Origin of the sequence: Devosia sp. MC521 (assembly GCF_014127105.1) — a bacterium.
In the GTDB taxonomy this organism is placed as follows: Bacteria; Pseudomonadota; Alphaproteobacteria; order Rhizobiales; family Devosiaceae; genus Devosia.
The window spans coordinates 2560764-2581412 of sequence record NZ_CP059902.1 but is presented as its reverse complement, the minus strand read 5'-3'; the positions used below and the strand labels follow the sequence as shown (position 1 = coordinate 2581412).

Genomic DNA, 20649 nt, shown 5'->3' with positions numbered 1-20649 from the left:
TTAAGACGTACTCACTTATGCTAATGCCTTATCAATCGCCGGTTTTACGACCGTGCCGTAAAGCTCAATTGCCTTCATGACCTTGTCATGAGGAAGCGTACCAACGCTGAGCTGCAGACCAAAACGGTCATGTTTAAACCATTCGTGCTGAGCCAAAATCTTGTCGATCACTTCTTGCGGCGAGCCCATGTAATAGGCCCCTTCAAGCGTGGTGTTGGCATCAAACTGGGCGCGTGAACTTGGGCCCCAGCCGCGTTCGGCGCCGATCTTATTCATGGCAGCGCTATGGGCCGGGTACGCTATGTCGCGGGCATCTTGGCTGTTTTCAGCGATGAAGCCATGGCCGGAGACCCCGAGTTTGAGCTTGGTCACATCATGGCCAACCTTTTCGGCGGTCTGGCGATAGAGCTCGGTCAGCGGCTGGAACTGACGGGGACGACCACCAATGATCGCAATCATCAGGTTGAGGCCGTGATAGGCGGCGCGCGCGACGGAATTGGGGGTGCCGCCAACGGCGATCCAGAGCGGCAACTGCTCCTGAGCGGGCTTGGGGTAGATTTCCAGACCCGGAATGGGGGTTGTATGCTGGCTGCCCGGCCAAGCGACCTTCCCGCCCTTGCGGATAGCGAGGAGCATGTCGAGCTTTTCCTCGAAGAGATCATCATAGTCGTTGAGATCGAGCCCGAAGAGCGGGAAGCTTTCGATGAAGGAGCCGCGACCGGCCATGATTTCGGCGCGGCCATTGGACAGAAGATCGAGCGTTGAAAACTGCTGCCAGACGCGCACAGGGTCTTCTGAGGAGAGGACGGTGACGGCGGTCGAAAGCTTGATCTGTTTGGTGCGCGCGGCGGCGGAGGCCAGAATGGTGACCGGAGACGAGGCGACATAGTCGGAGCGGTGATGTTCGCCCAAGCCGTAGAACGCAAGGCCGAGCTGATCGGCAAGCTCAATCTCTTCAATCAAATCCCGCAAGCGTTCTGCCGGGGATTGCAAATGCCCATTGTTGAGCAAGTCTGGGGTGTTTTCCGCGAAGGAATATAGGCCGAGTTCCATGGGTGTATCTCCTTAGCGCGTGAAGTGGAGGCAGCCGGTGCATGACGCAAGAGCGCACATGAATGTAACTACGGTAGGTTTTTGTTGCCAGAAATGAAAAGGCCCTCGGGAAGAGGGCCTTCTTGGATCGGAGATATTAGCGCTGCCACTGTGGGGTGTAGGCGAGCGGGGCGATTGGCTGCTGGCTCGGCTGAGGCAGCTTTTCGCCGGCCTGACGATGGATTTCAGCAACGAGGGCTGGGTCAAGCTTGAGTTTGACCGCCAGCGCTTCGAGATAAGCCTGTTCTGCGGCGGTATCAGCGGTGATCGCGACGAGTGAGGCCGCATAGATTTCGGCGGCGTGCTCAGGCGTGTCCGCGCGGGCGACAACAGCATTGATATCGAGTGGGGACGAGAGCTCGTCAAACACCCAAGCCTTTTCCTCGCCGGACAGCTGCATGGTGTTGAGCTTGGCGAAGATTGCTTCTTTTTCGTCGGCGTCGATGCGACCATCGGCCTTGGATGCGGCGATCATGGCGCGGACGAGGGTTTTGCCCAAATCTTCCTGCGCTGGCGTGTTCGGCTGTGGGATGAAGGCATCTTCGCGCACTGGCGCGGCCTGACCGGCCTGATTGGCCTGATGGTTCTGCCAAGCCTTATACGCAAGGCCACCAACGGCTGCGATAGCCCCAGCCTTGAGGCCGGTTTCCAAAAGTTTGTGCGGCTTACCGCCAGAGAGCAACATACCAGCAGCCATGCCAGCCGCACCGGTCAGAGCCTTGCTCTTGAGGTTCGGGTCGGACTGCAGCGTCTTTAGAATTTGGTCGATGTTGAACATGTCGTCTCCGTGAAAAACTGCACATGGTGCGCGCGGTCGGGGATTACAATAGGAGCGGTCCTATGAAGTCAAAATAGCAAGACCCCGGCAAGCCGGGGTCTGCTAAACGCGCTTAATGTGGCTGTGCAATCAATTAGTTGGCTGGCACAACCGGAGTAGCCGGAGTAGCCGGAGCAGCTGGGGTCACTGGAGCGGCCGGAGCTGCTGGAGCTGGGGTAGTCGCTTCTGGTGCTGCTGGCGCAGCTGGAGGCGCAACGTCTGTCGCAGGCGCTTCAGTCATTGGAGCGGTGCTTTCGATAGCTGGCGCTGGCGCAGTGGTATCAACGGTCGCTGGCCCGGTATTGGCGGAGAAAACCAGATAGCCAATTGCGAGGAGTGCTAGGGCTACGATGATGCCGACGAACCAACCGGTACCATTGCTCTCACGAGTGTAAACGGTGCGGCTTTCGTCGCGGGTGTAGACTGGATCACGTTCTGGGGTCGCCATTTTAGGTTTCCTTTGTTTCAACGTCCCCGATTCAACGCGTTTTTAATTCGCTGGTTCCAAAACGACGAAAGACGTGAAGAGGGCGGAAATCTTGCCGATTTCCGCCCTACTGACAGTAGTTTGCTCTGTGGGTTAGAGCCCCGGGGTGTCGTCCTTGCCCGTTTTTTTTGTAATTTTATCGATGTAGGCCAAGAAGAGCGCCGAGAAAATGAAGGTCACATGCAGAATTGTGTACCACATGATCTCGTTGTTTTCGTACTTCGGGATGTTGAGGAAAATCTGCAGCAAGTGAATTGAAGAGATCGCGACAATGGTCGAAGCGACCTTAACTTTTAGCGAGCCTGCGTCGATTTTGCCGAGCCAGTGAACGTCCTTGTCGTCGTCAAAACGCGAGACAAAGTTTTCGTAGCCCGAGATGATCACCATAACCACTAGGCTGGCGATGAGGGCTGCATCAATCAGGCTGAGCAGCTTGAGGATGGTATCGTTTTCGCTCAGCTCCATGAACTTCGTGGCAAAGTCAAAGAGCTTGCCGAAGAAGGAGAGGGCGTAGAGGCCAAGCGCGGCGGCCAGGCCGATGTAGAAAGCGACCAGCAGCCAGCGCGACGCCAGGATAATGCTTTCAACAAAGAGTTCGAGTTTTTTCATGATAACTCCAAGGCAATTGCCTCCGGCTTATCAAGACGATTGTGGCGCGCAAGTGTCTCTGCGCCGCAGGGTAAAAAGTAAGGTCGGCCCGAAGGCCGACCTTGAGGGTGGTTTTAGCGGTTTGCCACTGTTACCAGCGGCGTAATGCGGCGGATGGTGACGCGACGATTTTCACGTTCGCCAGCTTCGGTGCGGATCTTGAGATAGCGTTCGCCGTAACCCTGGGTGGCAAGGTTTTCAGGCGGTACGCCATAGAAGTCCGAGAGAACGCGGGCGACTGTGGCGGCACGAGAATCCGAGAGGCGGAGATTGGAAATGTCCGAACCGACCGCGTCCGTGTGACCTTCGATAAGGAAGGTTTCATTCGGATTGGTGCGCAGCAGAGCCAGCATTGCGTTGGCAACGCTCTGGAGCGAACCGACCTGATCACGGCCGATGGTGGCAGCACCCGTATCGAAAGTGAGGTTACCCACTTCGAGCTTACGCACACTGTCACGAACACGAGCCGAGCGCTTCACTTCGTCGATCGAATAGAGACGGGCAACCTGTTCAACCGGAGGCTGAGCAAAGAAGGTCGTCAGCTGACGGTCATCGGCGTAACGGGCATCCAGAACGTAGTCGCGTGCTGGAATGTTGAGCTGCAGCGGAGGCAGGTCCAGACCCGGATCGCGCCAGTTGTTGAGGTTTTCCTCATAGCGATCATCGAAATAGGCGAGGATATATTCCTGACCATCTGGGGTGATGCGCGTGCGACGCAGGATGTCGCCATTGCGGTTGCGCACGGTGATGACCTGCGTGCCATCAGGACGGACAATCACTTCACGCGTGCGGCCGTTGGAGAGATTTTCGTAGTAAATCTCGTCCTGCTGCGGATTGTAGAAGCGGTTGGTGTCCTGACCGATGGAGTTCACAATCAGCTGTGTACCAACCTGCAGGATCACCTGTGCGATGGCATCGCCAGTTGAGGTTTGCTGCAGTACCGGGGCCTCAATTATCTGAACGTAGTTGTTCTGCTGCCCGATATTGGTGGTGTTCTGATTGTTCGTGATGTTGGTGTTGTTATTCGTCACCGTGTCGTTCACGGTGGTGTTGTTGGTGACGCTGTTGTTGACGTTCGAGACGTTGTTGACGATATTGGTCACGTAGTTGTTGACCACGGTCTGGTTGACCGTTGTGTTGTTCGTCGCAGCGACTTCGGTGCCTGCCTCTGCGTTCGCGAGAGGCGCCTCGACCATGGCGCGGATTTCTTCGGACTGTGCCGCTTCATCCGTCTGTGGCAGGGTTTCGACCGTCACGATTGCCGGAGCAATTTCGACTGGTGCAATCACAGCTGGTTGGCCGTCAACAGGGGCTGGCGCTGCCACCATTGGCTCATCCTTGGCACTATCGAGCAGCGGAGCGATTTGCTCGGCTTCGATGCCAGCTGGCAGTTCCGTGATCGGTTCTGCAGTCTGACCATCAGAGGTGGTTTCCTCGACAGGCGTAGGCTGTTCAACTGGCACTTCTGGCGCGACTACAGGCTGTTCGACAGGCTGTTCCACTGGAGGTTGAGCGGCAATTCCAGGCACTTCTGGCAGTGCCAAGCCAAAGGCGGCGAGGCAGGAGGTGACATCACCATTGCCCTGAGCGGCGCAGAGGTCGGAGATTTCTGCACGGATGGCTGCGAGACGCTGGTTCACTTCGTCTGCATTGGCGCCGTTCAGTAGATCGGAAATAGCTGTTTCGTAGTCGGTGACGAGACGGGTCAACTCTGCCTGATAGTCAACGCCCGGTGCTACTGGCACCGCTTCTGGAGCAGGCGCAGGCGCGACTTCGGGTGCTGGCGCAGCTTCTGGTGCTGGAGCTGGTGCGGCTTCTGGGGCTACCTGTGCCACAGGGGCAGGGGTTGGCTCTGGAGCGGGTGCAGCCTCAGGGGTTGCCTCAGGGGCTGGGGCGGGTTGCTCTACGGCAGGCTGTTCAACAGGAGCGGCCTGTTCTGCCTGAGCTGCAGCGGCGGCGTCAGCTTCGGCCTGAGCCTGTGCGGCAGCCTCAGCTTCAGCGCGGGCTGCGGCTTCTTCCTGCTCACGCGCTGCAGCGGCAGCGGCTTCGTCGGCAGCCTGCTGTTCAGCAGCGGCACGTGCTTCGGCCTCGGCAGCAGCTTGTGCTGCTGCTTCATTGGCAGCGGCTTCCGCTGCCTGGCGCGCTTGCTCGTCAGCTGCGGCCTGAGCGGCGGCAGCCTCTGCTTCCGCAGCAGCCTGAGCTTCTGCTTCGGCAGCAGCGGCCGCTTCAGCTTCGGCGGCGGCATTATCGACGGCGGGGGCCGCAGGAGCGCTACCACCCGATGCTAAGCATTCTTCGACGCTAGAGAAGCCCGCGACGATACACTCATTGGTCAACGTCGACTGTGCAGCTTCAAGAGCGGCGGCATCGCCCGATGCCTGCGCTTGCAGGTAGGACTGGATTGCAGATTGGAGTTGTGCACCCTGTGCATTGGCGGGAAGCGGCGCGACGGCCAAGAGGCCGATGCTGGTCCCGGTGAGGAGCCAGGTCTTGAAACTCATATGTCAATTCCTTCGAGTGTGTAACACTATGACGGGAAGATCGATTTATTTGCCTGAACCCAGTCTGAACGAAGTGTCAGTCGCCAGGAGCAGGTGGAGATCTTGTAATAATCCCCTAACGCCGGGCTGTTGGGGCAGTTCCTCAAGACATTCTGGATAACACAAGCAATCCGACAATGCGGCGGGATTGGGGCGCTGGACGATTTCGCAGTGGTCAGGCTCCTCCAGTCCAACCCGTCGTGATAGGCATGTGCGATGCAGCAAGCGATACACAGTCACAGCATTCAGACGCAAGGGCCGGGGCTTTACGAATTTTCTCGTGCAGTGAACAGTTTCGTTGCGCAAACTGGCATGTCGACGGGGCTGCTGACAGTTTTTGTCCGGCACACCAGTTGCTCTCTGCCCATCCAGGAAAATGCCGATCCGGACGTGCAAGTGGACCTTGATGGTTTCTTCAAACGCCTCGTGCCGGAGACTATGGATTGGCTGGCCCATACGCTTGAAGGGCCTGATGATATGCCGGCGCACATAAAGGCCGCGCTGACGCAGACCTCAATCGGCGTGCCGGTGAGCGAGGGGCGTCCCGTGTTCGGAAGCTGGCAGGGTATTTATCTTTTTGAGCACCGCCGCCGACCGCATCGGCGCGAGATCGTGCTCCACCTCATCGGAGAATAACACATGAATTGGGGCGAACTTATCGGCTATTGGCCGTTCGTTGTCGGGTTGCTCGCCACCGGTATTGTGTCCGGAATTGCCGCTGGTCTGCTTGGGATTGGCGGGGGCGCGGTCATCGTGCCTGCGCTGTCCAACGCGCTGCTGCTGATGGGTTACGATAGTGAGATCGTTCAACACGTCGCTGTTGGGACCTCGCTCGCCATTATCATACCGACAGGGATCATGAGTGCGCGCTCGCATCATAAGCGCGGCGCGGTCGATATGAATGTGTTCAAGCTCTGGGCTCCGTTTATCGTGGTTGGCACGTTCATCGGTGGGCTTATGGCTGGCTTGTTCTCGGCCAATGTGCTGCGCATTGTTTTTGCGGTAATGGCCTTCCTCATCGCGGCAAACATTATCTTTGGTTTGCAAACCAAGGTTATGGGGCACTTAAAAGGCTCGTCGCTGACACACCGAATTTCGGCGTTTGTCGTCGGCTATATTTCGTCGTTAATGGGTATTGGCGGTGGCTCGCTGACTGTGCCGACACTGGTGGCTTTTGGGGACAGCATGCACAAGGCCGTCGGGACGTCGGCTGCGATCGGCGTTGCGATTGCGCTGTCCGGGACCGCGGGCTTTTTGATTTCAGGCTGGGGCGTGCCGAACCTGCCGCCGCTGAGCATTGGCTACATCAATATCGTAGCGCTGGTGCTGGTGGGCGTTTTGGGGGCCGTTTGTGCGCCGCTTGGCGCGACGTTGGCGCATAAGCTCGACCAGAAGACGCTCAAGCGCGTGTTCGCCGTGTTCCTGGTGCTGGTGGGGCTCAATATGCTTTGGAAGGTGCTGGCGGGGTAGGGAGGGGGGCTTTTGATGAGCCGGGCCATTCGAGCTTAGCTCTCATGGCCTCCTCTCCTAAAGAGGCGCCACTGGCGCCTTTTTGCTGGCCTCCGGCCAGCCGGTTCGGAGGGGTTGGTGGGGACGGAGTGACTACGGTGGTTCCGTCCCCACCGCCCAAGCCCCCTCTAAGGAGGGGATCCGGGTTCTCGCGGCAGACATGTCTGCCGGAATGTAACTGTGCCTATGTCGGGTCCCGTTTGTTCAAAACAAGGCAGGTGCGACAGAGTTCCACCGATTACTTTTTGGTGTTCTCAAGGTCCCATTCGACATTGACGGTGATGGAGAAGCTCAGCTCGCCGGCCTCAACCGGGACCTTGTCGGCGGCGACTGCGCGTTCTGCCATGGCGTAAGCGACTGGTACGGCGTAATCTCGGCTTTCGCTGATCTTCTCAATATCGCCAAGGGTTGTTCCAGAGGCTAGTGCGTAAAGCTCAGCCTTGGCGCGGGCATCGGCGAAAGCGGCCTTGCGCGCTTCATCGAGCAATTCCGATGGGTCGGTGACCGAAAACTCGATCCCATTGACGGTGTTGGCGCCTACGGTGACCGATTGATCGAGAATCGAGCCAAGCTTTTCGAGGTCGCGAACGACGACGGAAACGCTGTTGGCCACCTGATAGCCATTGATCTTGGGCGGCAGACTATAGCCGCTCGCGTCACGCTCTTCCGAATAGACATAGTTGGGGCTGACCGAGAAGCCTGAGGTCTGAATATCGCGTGCCTCGATACCCGAGCCTTTGAGGGCTTCAATCAGCGCCGTCATGGCAGTGCTGTTCGCGTCGAGCGCTTCCTTGGCTGTCGCGCCCTGTGTGGTCACGCCAGACGACACTGTTGCCATGTCAGGCGCTGCGCGGACTTGGCCGCTGCCCTCAATCGCAATGGTACCGGCAAAAGCAGGCGCAACACTAGCAAGCAAAGCGAAGGGAACGATCAGGCTTAATGCACGCATGTCATACTCCTAGATGAGGTCAGGGGAGAATCCCCTGTCTATGCGTCAGTATTGCGGCAGAGATGAACTGTGCCTGAACGTTTCACTTTAACGCCAAGGAATAGGCGTTTGGGGCGAGGGTTTAGGAGCGCAGGCTTGCAAGAGTCTTGCGTATGATTACGCTGGTGCAAGCGGGTTGGATTTGTTCCGATTTGGACAAAGCGATGTTGCCCACTTTCCCTTCCTTTCCAGAAAAGTATGACTTATACCCTTGCGTCATGGGAGGGCGCGGGCTGCGGTGCAGTCGCGGCCAGAGGCAAAAGAGGTTGCGAATATGGGCTTGGTTCCGGGTGGAGTGTTGTTGGGACGTGCAATGGTGCCGGGATATGCATATCCGCGCATTGTGACCGTTAGGGACGGGCAACTCGTCGACATCACCGCCAAGGGATTTGCTACGGTTCGCGATATTGCCGAAAGCGGGCGAGCCACCGAGCATGTGCGCACTGTGGCGGGCACTGCTGTCGGTGCTGTCGAGGCCGTGCTCGCGAATTCGGAGGCGGCTTCCCCACGCGATGATGTCGCCCGGCTTCTCGCGCCAATTGATTTGCAGTCGGTGAAAGCTTCGGGGGTGACCTTTGTGGTGTCGCTCCTTGAGCGCGTGATTGAGGAGCAAGCACGCGGCGACAAGAGCCGTGCAGATGCTCTACGTAGCGAAATTCTCGACTTGATTGGTACAGACCTCAGCGAACTGGTTCCGGGATCGGACAGCGCCATGAAGGTCAAGGCCGCGCTGATCGCCAAGGGCGTGTGGAGCCAATATCTCGAAGTTGGGATTGGACCGGATGCCGAGATTTTCACCAAGTCCCAGCCGATGAGCGCTGTTGGCTTTGGTGCCGAAGTTGGCCTGCACCCGATTTCGAGCTGGAACAATCCTGAGCCGGAAGTGGCTCTGCTGGTGACCAGCAAGGGCGCGATTATCGGCGCGACCTTGGGCAATGACGTCAATCTGCGTGACGTTGAAGGACGTTCGGCGCTGCTCTTGGGCAAGGCGAAGGACAATAATGCTTCGGCCGCGCTCGGCCCATTCGTGCGCCTGTTCGATGGCGAGTTCACTCTCGACACCGTCAAAAACGCTGAGATCGCCTTACGGGTTGAAGGCGAAGACGGCTTTGAACTCGATGGCCATTCCAACATGGCGCAAATCTCGCGCACGCCTGAATCGCTGGTTGCCGCCACGATTGGCGAACATCACCAATATCCAGACGGTCTTGTGCTTTATCTGGGGACGATGTTTGCCCCGGTGAAGGATCGCGGCGGGCAGGGCATGGGCTTTACCCATAAACTTGGGGACGTTGTCTCTGTTTCGACGCCAAGCCTTGGCACACTGCGCAACCGGGTTAATCTCTCAACTGTTTGTCCACCCTGGATCTATGGCGCGAGCCATTTGCTGCGCGATCTTGCTCGCGCGGACCTCTTGTGACCCATTGCTGAAAGGCACATTCATGACTGAACTGTTTAAGAACCTTATCGACGGCGAGTGGGTCGGCTCTGACGGCGTAGAAAACATCAACCCATCCAACCTTTCGGATGTTGTGGGCGTCTATGCGCGCGCATCAGTTGACGACACAACAGCGGCGATCGCGGCAGCTAAGGCCGCATTCCCAGCATGGTCGCGTTCAGGGCTGCTTGAGCGTCATGGCATTCTGCGCAAAGCGTCCGACGAGATTTTGGCGCGCAAGGCCGAACTGGGCGAGCTGTTGGCGCGCGAAGAAGGCAAGACACTGCCAGAAGCAATTGGCGAAGTGACCCGCGCTGCGCAGATCTTTGACTTTTTCTCGGGCGAAGTGCTGCGTCTGACAGGCGAAGTTATGGCTTCGGTTCGTCCGGGCGTTGGCGTTGAAATCACCCGCGAGCCAATTGGCGTCGTGGGGATTATCACGCCTTGGAACTTCCCCATTGCGATCCCGGCATGGAAGATTGCTCCAGCGCTCGCTTATGGCAACACGGTTGTCATCAAGCCCGCGGATTTGGTGCCAGCTTCCACCTGGGCAATTGTCGACATTCTGCAGCGCGCGGGCCTGCCGAAGGGTGTTCTTAATCTGGTCATGGGCAAGGGCTCTGTCGTCGGGCAGACACTGCTGGATAGCCCTGATGTCGCGGCGCTTAGCTTTACCGGTTCGGTTGGCACTGGCCGTCGCGTGGCGGAAGCCTCGATCAAGCACAATCGTAAGTTCCAGCTGGAAATGGGCGGCAAGAACCCGGTTTTGGTGCTCGATGATGCGGACCTCAAAGTCGCCGTCGAGAGCGTGGCGCAGTCGGCCTTCTTCTCGACCGGCCAGCGGTGCACGGCATCCAGCCGCGTGATTGTCACGGAAGGTATTCACGACAAGTTCGTCGAAGATTTGGCTGAGCGCACGCGCAATCTGCGTGTTGGCGCGGCGCTCGACAAGGATACCGAAATCGGGCCAGTCGTCGATCCGAGCCAGCTCAAGCAGGACACCGATTACATCGCAATTGGTCAGGCCGAGGGCGCGAAACTCGTCGCGGGTGGTGGTCGTGTGCAGAAGGATACAGAGGGCTACTTCCTGCAGCCCGCGCTGTTCACTGAAGCGACCAATTCCATGCGCATCGCGCGCGAAGAGATATTCGGGCCGGTTGCAGCGGTGATCAAGGTCAAGGATTACGAAGAAGGTCTGGCGATCTGTAACGACACCGAGTTCGGTCTGTCGGCAGGCATTGTCACCACCTCGCTCAAATACTCGACGCACTTTAAGCGCAATGTCGAAGCGGGCATGGTGATGGTCAATGTGCCGACGGCCGGGGTGGACTTCCACGTGCCGTTTGGTGGTCGCAAGGGATCGAGCTACGGCCCCCGCGAGCAGGGCCGTTATGCGGCAGAATTCTTCACCGTGGTGAAGACGGCTTACACAGCTGCCGGCTAAATAGGAAATGCGAACGGGGCCTTCGGGCCCCGTTTTTTTATTCGGCTTGGTCTTTAGCGGGACGTTGGGTCAGCGCCATGCCTGCAAGGATTAGCACAATGCCCAGGACGCTCGCCCACATGGTCAGGGGTACGCCGCGCAGCATGTCGAGAACGACACTCGAAATCATCTGACCAGCAATGAGTAATAGGGTTGTATTGGTCGCGCCAATCTTGGTGATGAGGAAAGAGCCTGCGGCGACAAAGATCACGCCGATTGCGCCGCCCGAATATACCCAGAGCGGAATATCGCCGATGTTTTCTGGAATGAGCCCACCCACGGCAAGACCGAGGATGGTCATGAACACGAAGCCGACGATATGGTTCCAAAAGGACGAAATGAGTGGGGTGGTGGAGACGGAGACGCGCCCATTGACCTGACGGCTGAGGATGATCAGCAGGCCGATCACGAAGGCAGAGATAATGGGGCCGATCATGCTGCACCGACGCCGAAGAGAATGATGATCATGCTACCAGCGGAAATCAGTAGTACGGCGGCGCCGTCGCGCAGGTCGAGCTTGCGCTTCGGCAAGCCCAGCAGCCCCCAGTGATCAGCGGCAAGCGAAAGCGCGAACTGACCCACGAGGCCAATCGCCAAAGTGCCGCCCAAGGCGATGGGCGAATTGACTGAGTAGGACGTTAGAATAACGGTCAAACCACCAAACACGCCCCCGAGATAGGCCCAGAGGGGGGCCTTGCCATAAATGGCCTTGGCAGCGGCGGCTTTGGCGCGTTCCTTGCGCCATATGATGGCGAGCAGCAGCATTGCAACGACCGTGCCGACACCATGAGCCTGCCACGATGAAAAGATGCCGCCGCCATAGCGACCGGCCTCACCGTTAAAGAAAACTGCGAGGGTGAGTAAGCACCCACTGGCGAACGCAGCGAGCAGGTAGAGCGGGTTGACCCGCTGCGTTGAAAAGGACGTCATGAAGTTCCGACTCAAATGGTTGCTAGGAGACTAGCTGAGCTGTGAGGAACGTACAGCGAGAACGTGAACCACGTCGAAACCAATATCGCCCGCCAGTGGCGAGCGATTTGAGTTGGAGACAACTGCTGGCTTTAGAAACGCATTCCGACACCGCCGCGTAGGCTGGCCGAGACCATGCCTTGGGTGTTGAGGCCGAGTTCTGTGCCGGCGGTAAAACTGTAGGTGCCGGACTGGTATTGGGCATTGGCACCGATGAAGCCGCGCGCGGCATTGGTCGAGTTGCCCGCAAGGCTTAGTGTCGTGCCGAGCACTTGAGCATCGGTCGTGCCGCCATAGGTCAATGTGCCATCGGCACCAATCTTGGCGCTGCCACTCCAGCCACTGCCCGCTTCGCCGAGGTCGATAGTGCCGAGTTCAAGTTCTGCACGGGCATTGAGCAGGTGCGAGAAGCTGGAACCCATGGTGACATTGGCAGAGGAGCCTGATTCCGAATAACCAGCCTGATGAATGCCAGTATAGGTCAAGGTGACGCTCGGAGTTAGGCGAGCGAAGCCGAGATCCTGGTCCATGCCGAGTTTGATCGACGGACTGGCGAACATGCTAACATAGTTGGCATAGGCTGTTTCATACCCTGCTGCGACCGTGTTGTTGACGAAGCGGCGCGCGCTGTCATTGGCGGAAACGCCAAGCGTCGCGTTGATGTCGATGAACACGGACCCAACAGCCAGCGAGGCATAGCCGCCGCCGAGCAGAGACGTGACATCGAGTTCGGACTTGGAAACCGTCTCGACGTGGCCACGACCGAGGCCAACGAAAAGCCCCGCGAGGCTATCATCAGAGAGTTTTACGTCTGAGCCAACCAGTGCACCACCTTGCAAGGACTTGGAGCCGGTCTTGCCCGAAGCTGGGGCAGTGAGTTCGCCATAAGCGCTGGCCCATGCGCCAAAATCGTCGCTAGGGGCAAAATCAGGGAAGTCTGGTGTCGCCGGGGACGGAGCATAGCCCAGAGCCGAGGTGCTGCGCGGCAGGCTTTGACGGCGATCGCCAGTATGGTTGGCGATATTGGATATTACAGTGCTAGCAGTTTGAACAGTCGCGGTGTTGGCCGCTTCGATGGAGGCGGTGGAAACAACGGTGAAGGTTGTGTAGGTGCTCGTCGCGGCATCGCCATTGCGGCGGTGCTCAGTGGCTTCGGTTGTGACAGCGCGGGTATAGGCCTGGCCATGCGTTTCGATCTGATCGTCGCGCAACTCTCCAGTGATCTTGATAACGCCTTCAAGGCCGTTGCCGATTTCGAGAGAGCCCGTTGCAGCCTGCGAGAAGCGAATGCCACCAGAAACCACAGAGCCGGGCAAGAGCGTAAGTTTGCTATTGGCAAAGCCCATTGCGAAAGCGTCGAACTGTTCGCTGATTACGGTGCCGCTGTTGATGATGTGAACATTGGCGGCATTGGTTTGGATGCCATGGCTCTGGACGTAGCCGCCAGAAGAGGTTTGGTACTCTCCACCCTTTGCATGGATGGTCCCGGAGTTGGTGATGACAATATCACTTTGGGTCGTGGGGGAGTAGACATAGATACCGGCGCTGCCGTGGTCCGCTGTCCTAATGTTGCCCGTATTGGTGATGCGTGAACTGGTGCCGTAAAGGCTAATACCGTGGGATTGTGTGCCGTGGGTGATGATGCTGCCACTATTGTCCAACGTCACATTGAGCACATTATTGGCGCTGTTTTCGACCTGGATACCTGTGCCCGCCCAGCTGCCCTTGGTCTCAATCGTTCCGGTGTTGGTGAGTGTGAAATAATCACCAGTGGCGTAGACGCCATAGGAGCAGTCTTCGTAGGAGAAGATGCCGCCGTGATTGACCACTCGCGTGTTAGCTGCCAGCGTTTCCAGCGCGTAGGTGGCGCTTCCGCGATTTTCGATCGTACCGTAGTTCGTGATCACCGTATCCAAGCCGGTGATGGAAATCACGTTGCTTGTGGAGTCCAAGGTGCCACCACTTGCGATAAAGAGCGTGTCCCCGATCCCGGAAAGGCTCTGAGCACCTCCGGTTTGACCTTCACTGATGGTGATATCTCGGGCCTGCGCTGCGGTGATATTGGTAGCAGCAAGTAGGGCGACGATCGCCGGTACAACGGCAATTGGCTTTGACAACATAGTGGCGCGGCAATCTGCAGCTTTTGGCGCTGCTCAACAAATCAGGAGACACGAAGAATATTATGGTTAATTCTATGATATGAAAGGACTTTACACGTCAAGCGTCTGATTTGGTGGATTGCGTTATTGGGCCTCGTAGAACACGCAAAACAGTTTCGATGCGCCCCGCGCAGAGAGATTTTTTGGCTTTTTTCTGATCAGCGGCGACTTGCGGTGACCAGAAAACAGTGCCGAGTGTCAGACCTTGTTGTGCCTAAGGGCACGCGATCTAAGCCAGTTGCGAGAAGCGTTCGTCGAAGGAGTAGCCGGCGCCGCGGACCGTGCGGATGGGGTCGGCTTCCTTGCCACGGTTGATGGCGCGGCGGAGGCGGCCGATATGGACGTCCACAGTGCGTTCGTCGACATAGACGTCATTGCCCCAAACGCCGTCGAGAAGCTGCTCGCGGGTGTAGACGCGGCCCGGATGGGTCATGAGGTATTCGAGCAGGCGATATTCTGTCGGCCCAAGGTGAATGTCTCGGGACCCACGGCTGACGCGGTGAGTGGTGCGGTCTAGCTCAAGCTCACCAACCTTAAGCGCGTTCGTCACAAGGCTTGGGCTCGCCCGGCGCAGCAGCGCTTGAATACGGGCGACGAGTTCGGGGACAGAGAATGGCTTGACGATGTAATCGTCTGCGCCGGTGGTGAGACCGCGTACGCGCTCTTCTTCTTCGCCGCGGGCCGTGAGCATAATAATTGGAACGCGGGCGGTTTCTTCACGCGCACGCAGGCGACGGCAGATTTCGATGCCGGAAACTTCGGGTAACATCCAATCGAGCAAGATCAGGTCAGGGACGCGTTCTGCGATGGCGTGGTGCGCTTCATCGCCGGTTTCCGCTGTGACGACATCAAAGCCTTCAGCCTGCAGATTGTATTGCAGGAGCAGGGAGATGTCGGCTTCGTCTTCGACAACAAGGATCGTCGCGGGCATGGGCGTGCTCCGTCAATCGGCCCGTAGGGACCGTTACTCAATATAGGGGATTTTCGAAGAGTTCGTCACGCCGATTGGGCGACGTGACGAAATTGGCGCTTAGGCTTTGATCTGCTGACGTTGGAGTTCTTGGACGTCGCTGGTGAGCTGCTTACCAGTCGAAAGATAGTAAGCGCGTTCAGCGATATTGGTTGCGTGGTCGCCTACACGTTCAAGGCTCTTGGCGCAGAACAAAAGCTGGGTGCAAGAAGTGATGTTGCGCGGATCTTCCATCATATAGGTGAGGAGTTCGCGGAACAGGGAAGTGTGCATGGCGTCGACATCATCATCACGATTGCAAACGTCAACGGCAGCTTCCGCATCACGATTGGCGTAGGCGTCGAGCGCCTCCTTGAGCTGACCGAGCACGAGAGCGGTCATGTTACGGACGCCGCTGTAGAACGAGGCCTGCAGGTTGATCGTTTCGAGCTTGAGCGAGCGGCGGGCCAATTGCTTGGCCATATCGCCAACGCGCTCAAGATCCGACGCCACGTGGATGGCGGTGATGATCGAACGCAGGTCGGACGCCATTGGCTGACGACGGGCGATCATGGACACGGCCATTTCGTCGATTTTGCGTTGCATGTCGTCAATGCGCTGGTCGGCGATGATGGTCACGTCAGCCAGTTCGCGGTCGAGCTTGAGCAGGGCGCGCGTGCCGTTTTCGACAGCCGTTTCCACCTGACCACCCATTTCGGCGATGGCCTGCGCGAGGGCGAGAAGTTCTTCGTTATACGAGGTAACGATGTGCTCTGTGCCGGTATTGTGTGGCATGGCTGTGCTCTCCCCTTAGATTAACCGATACGGCCCATGATGTAGTCTTGGGTCTGCTTGTGGACAGGGTTGGTGAAGATGTCTTCCGTGTCGCCCTGTTCAATCAGATTACCCAAGTGGAAGAAGGCAGTCTTTTGCGAGACGCGGGCTGCCTGCTGCATCGAGTGGGTGACGATGACGATGGTGTAATTGGTCCGCAGCTCGTCAATGAGCTCTTCGATGATGGCGGTTGCAATCGGGTCGAGGGCCGAGCAGGGCTCGTCCATGAGAATGACTTCTGGGCCAACGGCGATGGCGCGGGCAATGCACAGACGTTGCTGCTGACCGCCGGACAGGCCGGTGCCTGGTTCCTGCAAGCGATCCTTCACTTCGTTCCAGAGACCTGCCTTTTGCAGCGAGGAGGTGACGATAGCGTCGAGATCGGTCTTATTGCGGGCAAGTCCGTGAATGCGTGGGCCGTAGGCGACGTTGTCGTAAATCGACTTCGGAAACGGGTTCGGCTTTTGGAACACCATGCCAACGCGGGCGCGCAGTTCAACCACGTCAAGGTCTGGCGCGTAAATGTCCTGACCGTCGAGTTCGATTTTACCGCCAACCTTGGCGCCTTCAATGGTGTCGTTCATGCGATTGATGCAGCGCAGGAAGGTCGACTTACCGCAGCCCGATGGACCGATGAAAGCGGTGACAGAGCGATCTGGGATGTCAATGGAAATGCCGTGCAAGGCTTGCTTGGCACCATAGTGCACGGTGACATCGCGGGCAGTCAGACGAATGGGATGCGCGATCATTTCAGACAGATCCGTATTTGCGCCGAGGGCAGTGTGGGCTGTCTTGGCCTTGGAGGCAAGGATATCCATTATGTGATCCTTATGCGCGCTTTTCGAGGCGAGATCTGAGGAAGATCGCGATCGCATTGAGGGAGATCATGAAGGCCAGCAGGACCATGATAGCGGCGGAGGTGCGGGCTTCAAAGAAGTTGCGGTTTTCGTTGCCCTGCCAGAGGTAGATCTGAACGGGGAGGGCGGTCGCCTGATCGAGCGGGGTTCCGGGGACCGACGCAACGAAGGCGTTCATGCCGATCAAGAGGAGCGGCGCGGTTTCGCCCAGAGCCTGAGCGACGCCGATGATGGTGGCGGTCAGGATCGAAGGGAAGGTGACGGGAAGCACGTGGTGGAACACCATCTGCGTCTTGGAGGCACCCATGCCGAGCGCCGCCTGGCGCAGGGCCGGGGATACGCCCTTCAATGCTGCGCGGGTGGCAATGATGATGGTCGGGAGTGTCATCAAGGTGAGGACGAGTCCACCAGCCAAGGGCGCAGAGATGGGGAGGCGGAACCAGTTGATGAACACTGCGGCGCCCAGAAGACCGAAGACGATCGAGGGAACAGCCGCGAGGTTGTTGATGTTCACTTCGATCAGGTCGGTAAGGCGCGACTTGGGAGCGAACTCTTCAAGATAGATCGCGCTGCCCACGCCAATTGGCACGGCGAGCACAACCACAATCAGCATCATCCAGAGCGAACCCATGAAGGCACCCAGGAGGCCTGCCGATGCGGGAGCAGAGCGACTATCAACGCTGGAGAGCAGCGACCATGCAAAACCCTGCGTGATGGTGCCGTCTTCTTCGAAAATGTCGATGAGAGCACGCGCCGGGGCCGAGAGCTGTTGCTGACCGTCGCCCAAGCTGCGGTCAATATTGCCCTTGATCCAGTTATCGGCATTGGCCGAAGCGAGAAGCTCCATCTGCACGGTTTGGCCCATCAGGGATGGGTCGGCGACGAGACGCTCACGGACTTCGTGACGGGCGTCGGTCTCGGCAATGGTCAGGAGTTGACGGGTGTCAATCTCATACCCTTCCGGCGCTGCTTTGCGCAGGGAGGCTTCAATGACGTTGTTCCAGTTGAGCATGGCGAGCTTACGCTGCCAGGCCATGTTGGCAGCATGAAACTCAGCATCGGACAGGCCGGCAGTGCGGACAGGGGCTGGCTCGATCTTGATCAGTTCAGGATCGTAGGTGATTTCCAGATGCAGGTTCGACTGCATGAACGCTGGAACGCCCTTACGGAGAACGTCGGTGAACAGAATGGCGACGAACCCAAGAGCGAGTGCAATGGCGACGACGCCAAAGCCACGGAAAAGCTTTTCGGTGCGGTGACGGCGCGCCAGTCCATCGCGGACGCGTTTACGGCGTTCGGCGGCAGTGTCGAGGACAGTGTTGGTCATTCGTACTGCTCCCGGAAGCGACGGACAATGTAGAGGGCGACAATGTTCAGGCAGAGGGTCATGACGAAGAGCGTCAGGCCCAAGGCGAAGGCAACCAGCGATTGCGGGCCGGTGAAGTCGGTGTCGCCGGTCAGCTGATTAACAATCGACACGGTGATGGTGGAGACAGGCTCCAGCGGGTTGCCGCGCAGGATTGGAGCGTTACCGGCAGCGAGAACCACGATCATGGTTTCACCAATGGCGCGGGACACGGCCAAGAGGAATGCGCCGACAATGCCCGGGAGAGCTGCAGGCAGAAGCACATTACGGATGGCTTCGGATTGGGTGGCACCGAGGCCGTAGGCACCGTCACGGAGCGTACGCGGAACCTGATTGAGAATGTCGTCGGACAGGGAGGAGATGAACGGGATGATCATCACGCCCATGACGATGCCGGCAGTCAGAGCGCTGGTGGCGCTGATCGAGATGCCGATGGATGCGCCGAAGTCGCGCAGGAAGGGTCCGACGGTGACGAGGGCGAAGAAGCCATAAACAATGGTTGGAATACCCGCGAGGATTTCGATCACTGGCTTGATGACTGCGCGGACTTTTTTATGGGCGTATTGGTTGAGGTAGATGGCGGTCATCAGACCGATCGGTACCGCAACCAGCATGGCAATGGCTGAAATCATCAGCGTACCACCCAGGAGAGGGAGTAGGCCATAAGACCCGGCATCACCCGCCCCGGTGGAGGAGAACTTTGGCGCCCAGACGGTGCCGAAGAAGAAATCGAGCGGATTGACGAAGGTAAAGAAGCGCAGTGCTTCACTGACCAGCGAGGCAACAATGCCTACGGTGGTGAGGATCGCGACGGCCGAGAAGGCGATCAGAAGCCAGGAAATGGCGCGTTCAACCTCGTTTCGGGCGCGAAGGCGCGGGCTGATGCGGCGGCGGGCAAGGTTTAGGCCTAGGATGCCAAGACCGGCTGCCGACGCCAGCATGATTAGAAATGAGAGAAGCTGGAAACGTCCCAGATTTTCGCCAGCGGCTTGTTCAAACGGCAAAAGCTCGCCAGTGACACCGAAGCCAGAGGCGATATCCTGAATGCGCTTGAGTTGGGCGTTGAGGCCCATTTGGTCGAGCCCCGTGAGAACATCCGTTGGGATCTGCGAGACCGTGAACCAATGGGTGACGCCGGGGGAGAAAAAGGCCCAGATGGCCAGCACTAGAACGGCAGGCACCAGAGTCCAAATCGCGGCGAGGGAGCCGTGATATTGGGAACGAGAATGGACGCGAACGCCGTTTGGCGTTGCGAGAGCGCGGCTCTTGGACCAGCCGAGCTGGTAAGCAAGACCAAGCAGGACGATGAGTAATCCGGCAACGATCGCTGTGTTCACTTTGTGGGGTCCTTACTGGCCCTAAGAGATGCGGGCCGCATCAGATGCGGCCCGCTGTTTGGGAGAATTACTGGCCCAGGAAGGTAGCCAGTACTTCGGCAGTGACTTCTGCCGGCTGCGGGATCAGACCCGCGGATTCGAGAGTGCCACCCTGACCCGACATACCTTCAGAGATGAAGTATTCAGTGAATTCAGCTAGGCCCGGGATCGTGCCGATGTGCTGACCCTTGACGTAGAAGTAGAGTGGACGGGAAACTGGGTATTCGCCGGCAGCAACGGTTTCGAGCGAAGGAACAACGCCATCAATGGTCGCGACCTTGAGGGTGTCCTTGTTCTGGTCGTAGAACGAAAGGCCGAACACGCCGATGGTGTTCTTGTCTGCGGTCAGGCGAGCCAGAGTTTCGGTGTAGTCGCCGGCGATTTCGACAACGACGTCCTGACGGAAGGTGGTGACAGCGGCTTCGGCTTCCTCTTCCGAAAGGCCGTCTGGCAGGCCGACCGCTTCTGCACCTGGCGCGACAACCTTCTCCTGGAAGACTTCGCGCGTGCCGTGGTTCGAGCCAGGGATCGCGAGGGCGATTGGCTGGTTCGGCAGGGATGGGTCGACTTGGTCCCAAGTGGTGTATGGGTTGTCGACAAGGGCACCATCAACAGGAACCTTAGCCGCGATGGCCTTGTAGACGTGTTCTGGCTTCAGGGCGAAATCAGCGCCCGACGCGGCCGATGCGAAAACAATGCCGTCAAAGCCGAACTGGATTTCGCGGATGTCGGTCACGCCAGCGGCGTTGCAAGCTTCGCGCTCGCTGTCACGGATTGGACGCGATGCATTGGCGATGTCGATGGTGTTTTCACCAACGCCTTCGCAGAACTGACGGAAGCCACCACCGGTGCCGCCCGAACCGACCACTGGTGTGTTGAATTCAGGGAAGGTCGCGCCAAACTCTTCAGCGACGATGGAAGAGAATGGGAGAACGGTCGAGGAGCCAGCAATCTGGATGGTGTCGCGAGCCTGAGCGGCGACAGTGCCAAAAGCGGCGAGAGCGACAACAGCGGTGCTAGCGTAGAGTGCGATCTTCATAGGGAATTCCCTCTCGAAATTCGTTTTAGGTCTTGGCCAGCCATCTGTCTGGCCGCCCTGAACGTGGAGGACCATATTGCTGCACGGCGACAGATTTA

The 20649-nt window shown here is 58.2% G+C and carries 19 protein-coding genes; 4 read left to right on the top strand and 15 right to left on the bottom strand.

The window, feature by feature from the left end:
- Window positions 1-15 precede the first annotated feature (15 nt).
- The 5 genes from H4N61_RS12345 to H4N61_RS12325 all read right to left on the bottom strand — a co-directional run bounded on the left by H4N61_RS12345 (window position 16) and on the right by H4N61_RS12325 (window position 5545).
- Window positions 16-1053 carry an LLM class flavin-dependent oxidoreductase gene (locus H4N61_RS12345; protein ID WP_169196442.1) on the bottom strand — a complete coding sequence of 346 codons (1038 nt, stop codon included), beginning with the start codon at window positions 1051-1053 and terminating at the stop codon, window positions 16-18.
- Between the two features lie 136 nt (window positions 1054-1189).
- Window positions 1190-1870, bottom strand: a complete 681-nt coding sequence (locus H4N61_RS12340; protein WP_169196441.1) for a tellurite resistance TerB family protein — start codon at window positions 1868-1870, stop codon at window positions 1190-1192.
- Between the two features lie 133 nt (window positions 1871-2003).
- The gene (locus tag H4N61_RS12335; protein ID WP_182394123.1) at window positions 2004-2357 is read right to left on the bottom strand and encodes a hypothetical protein; all 354 of its coding nucleotides are present in this window, start codon (window positions 2355-2357) and stop codon (window positions 2004-2006) included.
- 132 nt (window positions 2358-2489) lie between these two features.
- Window positions 2490-3005, bottom strand: a complete 516-nt coding sequence (locus tag H4N61_RS12330) for a TIGR00645 family protein (protein WP_169196439.1) — start codon at window positions 3003-3005, stop codon at window positions 2490-2492.
- 113 nt (window positions 3006-3118) lie between these two features.
- Window positions 3119-5545, bottom strand: a complete 2427-nt coding sequence (locus tag H4N61_RS12325; RefSeq protein ID WP_182394122.1) for an OmpA family protein — start codon at window positions 5543-5545, stop codon at window positions 3119-3121.
- A 255-nt stretch (window positions 5546-5800) separates the two neighbouring features.
- Here H4N61_RS12325 and H4N61_RS12320 point away from each other — a divergent pair, with 255 nt between their 5' ends.
- Window positions 5801-6220, top strand: coding sequence for a secondary thiamine-phosphate synthase enzyme YjbQ (locus H4N61_RS12320; RefSeq protein WP_182394121.1), 420 nt, complete (start codon window positions 5801-5803; stop codon window positions 6218-6220).
- Between the two features lie 3 nt (window positions 6221-6223).
- Window positions 6224-7054 carry a sulfite exporter TauE/SafE family protein gene (locus H4N61_RS12315; protein ID WP_169196436.1) on the top strand — a complete coding sequence of 277 codons (831 nt, stop codon included), beginning with the start codon at window positions 6224-6226 and terminating at the stop codon, window positions 7052-7054.
- Window positions 7055-7331: 277 nt separating this feature from the next.
- Here the strand turns inward: H4N61_RS12315 and H4N61_RS12310 are convergent, their stop codons facing one another.
- Entirely contained in the window at window positions 7332-8042 is a 711-nt protein-coding gene (locus H4N61_RS12310) for an SIMPL domain-containing protein (RefSeq protein ID WP_169196435.1), read from the bottom strand.
- 313 nt (window positions 8043-8355) lie between these two features.
- On the opposite strand from H4N61_RS12310, the gene H4N61_RS12305 reads away from it, so the two are divergent.
- Both H4N61_RS12305 and H4N61_RS12300 read left to right on the top strand, forming a co-directional pair.
- Window positions 8356-9501: a fumarylacetoacetate hydrolase family protein gene (locus H4N61_RS12305; RefSeq protein WP_248306516.1), complete on the top strand. Its 1146-nt coding sequence runs from the start codon at window positions 8356-8358 to the stop codon at window positions 9499-9501.
- 22 nt (window positions 9502-9523) lie between these two features.
- Entirely contained in the window at window positions 9524-10963 is a 1440-nt protein-coding gene (locus H4N61_RS12300; RefSeq protein ID WP_169196434.1) for an aldehyde dehydrogenase family protein, read from the top strand.
- A 37-nt stretch (window positions 10964-11000) separates the two neighbouring features.
- Here H4N61_RS12300 and H4N61_RS12295 read toward each other — a convergent pair whose 3' ends face one another.
- The 9 genes from H4N61_RS12295 to H4N61_RS12255 all read right to left on the bottom strand — a co-directional run bounded on the left by H4N61_RS12295 (window position 11001) and on the right by H4N61_RS12255 (window position 20551).
- Complete coding sequence (locus H4N61_RS12295) at window positions 11001-11438, bottom strand: DMT family transporter (RefSeq protein ID WP_169196433.1); 438 nt, start codon at window positions 11436-11438, stop codon at window positions 11001-11003.
- Window positions 11435-11932 carry a DMT family transporter gene (locus H4N61_RS12290; protein ID WP_169196432.1) on the bottom strand — a complete coding sequence of 166 codons (498 nt, stop codon included), beginning with the start codon at window positions 11930-11932 and terminating at the stop codon, window positions 11435-11437. The genes H4N61_RS12295 and H4N61_RS12290 overlap by 4 nt, the downstream gene beginning before the upstream one ends.
- Before the next feature lie 131 nt (window positions 11933-12063).
- Window positions 12064-14091 (bottom strand): autotransporter outer membrane beta-barrel domain-containing protein, encoded by a 2028-nt coding sequence (locus H4N61_RS12285; RefSeq protein ID WP_182394120.1) that lies wholly within the window; start codon window positions 14089-14091, stop codon window positions 12064-12066.
- A gap of 268 nt (window positions 14092-14359) precedes the next feature.
- A complete protein-coding gene (phoB, locus tag H4N61_RS12280) occupies window positions 14360-15061 on the bottom strand; it encodes a phosphate regulon transcriptional regulator PhoB (RefSeq protein WP_169196430.1) in 702 nt (233 codons plus the stop codon).
- Between the two features lie 99 nt (window positions 15062-15160).
- Window positions 15161-15874 carry a phosphate signaling complex protein PhoU gene (gene phoU / locus H4N61_RS12275; RefSeq protein ID WP_169196429.1) on the bottom strand — a complete coding sequence of 238 codons (714 nt, stop codon included), beginning with the start codon at window positions 15872-15874 and terminating at the stop codon, window positions 15161-15163.
- Between the two features lie 20 nt (window positions 15875-15894).
- Window positions 15895-16662 carry a phosphate ABC transporter ATP-binding protein PstB gene (pstB, locus tag H4N61_RS12270; RefSeq protein ID WP_216860349.1) on the bottom strand — a complete coding sequence of 256 codons (768 nt, stop codon included), beginning with the start codon at window positions 16660-16662 and terminating at the stop codon, window positions 15895-15897.
- Window positions 16663-16741: 79 nt separating this feature from the next.
- Complete coding sequence (pstA, locus tag H4N61_RS12265) at window positions 16742-18097, bottom strand: phosphate ABC transporter permease PstA (RefSeq protein ID WP_182394118.1); 1356 nt, start codon at window positions 18095-18097, stop codon at window positions 16742-16744.
- On the bottom strand, window positions 18094-19473 hold the full coding sequence (gene pstC, locus H4N61_RS12260; protein WP_182394117.1) for a phosphate ABC transporter permease subunit PstC: 1380 nt from the start codon (window positions 19471-19473) through the stop codon (window positions 18094-18096). Before pstC ends, pstA begins: the two co-directional genes overlap by 4 nt.
- A 67-nt stretch (window positions 19474-19540) precedes the next feature.
- Window positions 19541-20551: a substrate-binding domain-containing protein gene (locus H4N61_RS12255; RefSeq protein WP_182394116.1), complete on the bottom strand. Its 1011-nt coding sequence runs from the start codon at window positions 20549-20551 to the stop codon at window positions 19541-19543.
- Window positions 20552-20649 lie beyond the last annotated feature (98 nt).

Bases quoted from the DNA above. Each gene is read 5' to 3' on its own strand.
- H4N61_RS12345 (WP_169196442.1), bottom strand. From the start codon at position 1,053: ATGGAACTCGGCCTATATTCCTTCGCGGAAAACACCCCAGACTTGCTC.
- H4N61_RS12340 (WP_169196441.1), bottom strand. From the start codon at position 1,870: ATGTTCAACATCGACCAAATTCTAAAGACGCTGCAGTCCGACCCGAAC.
- H4N61_RS12335 (WP_182394123.1), bottom strand. From the start codon at position 2,357: ATGGCGACCCCAGAACGTGATCCAGTCTACACCCGCGACGAAAGCCGC.
- H4N61_RS12330 (WP_169196439.1), bottom strand. From the start codon at position 3,005: ATGAAAAAACTCGAACTCTTTGTTGAAAGCATTATCCTGGCGTCGCGC.
- H4N61_RS12325 (WP_182394122.1), bottom strand. From the start codon at position 5,545: ATGAGTTTCAAGACCTGGCTCCTCACCGGGACCAGCATCGGCCTCTTG.
- H4N61_RS12320 (WP_182394121.1), top strand. From the start codon at position 5,801: ATGCAGCAAGCGATACACAGTCACAGCATTCAGACGCAAGGGCCGGGG.
- H4N61_RS12315 (WP_169196436.1), top strand. From the start codon at position 6,224: ATGAATTGGGGCGAACTTATCGGCTATTGGCCGTTCGTTGTCGGGTTG.
- H4N61_RS12310 (WP_169196435.1), bottom strand. From the start codon at position 8,042: ATGCGTGCATTAAGCCTGATCGTTCCCTTCGCTTTGCTTGCTAGTGTT.
- H4N61_RS12305 (WP_248306516.1), top strand. From the start codon at position 8,356: ATGGGCTTGGTTCCGGGTGGAGTGTTGTTGGGACGTGCAATGGTGCCG.
- H4N61_RS12300 (WP_169196434.1), top strand. From the start codon at position 9,524: ATGACTGAACTGTTTAAGAACCTTATCGACGGCGAGTGGGTCGGCTCT.
- H4N61_RS12295 (WP_169196433.1), bottom strand. From the start codon at position 11,438: ATGATCGGCCCCATTATCTCTGCCTTCGTGATCGGCCTGCTGATCATC.
- H4N61_RS12290 (WP_169196432.1), bottom strand. From the start codon at position 11,932: ATGACGTCCTTTTCAACGCAGCGGGTCAACCCGCTCTACCTGCTCGCT.
- H4N61_RS12285 (WP_182394120.1), bottom strand. From the start codon at position 14,091: ATGTTGTCAAAGCCAATTGCCGTTGTACCGGCGATCGTCGCCCTACTT.
- phoB (WP_169196430.1), bottom strand. From the start codon at position 15,061: ATGCCCGCGACGATCCTTGTTGTCGAAGACGAAGCCGACATCTCCCTG.
- phoU (WP_169196429.1), bottom strand. From the start codon at position 15,874: ATGCCACACAATACCGGCACAGAGCACATCGTTACCTCGTATAACGAA.
- pstB (WP_216860349.1), bottom strand. From the start codon at position 16,662: ATGATCGCGCATCCCATTCGTCTGACTGCCCGCGATGTCACCGTGCAC.
- pstA (WP_182394118.1), bottom strand. From the start codon at position 18,097: ATGACCAACACTGTCCTCGACACTGCCGCCGAACGCCGTAAACGCGTC.
- H4N61_RS12255 (WP_182394116.1), bottom strand. From the start codon at position 20,551: ATGAAGATCGCACTCTACGCTAGCACCGCTGTTGTCGCTCTCGCCGCT.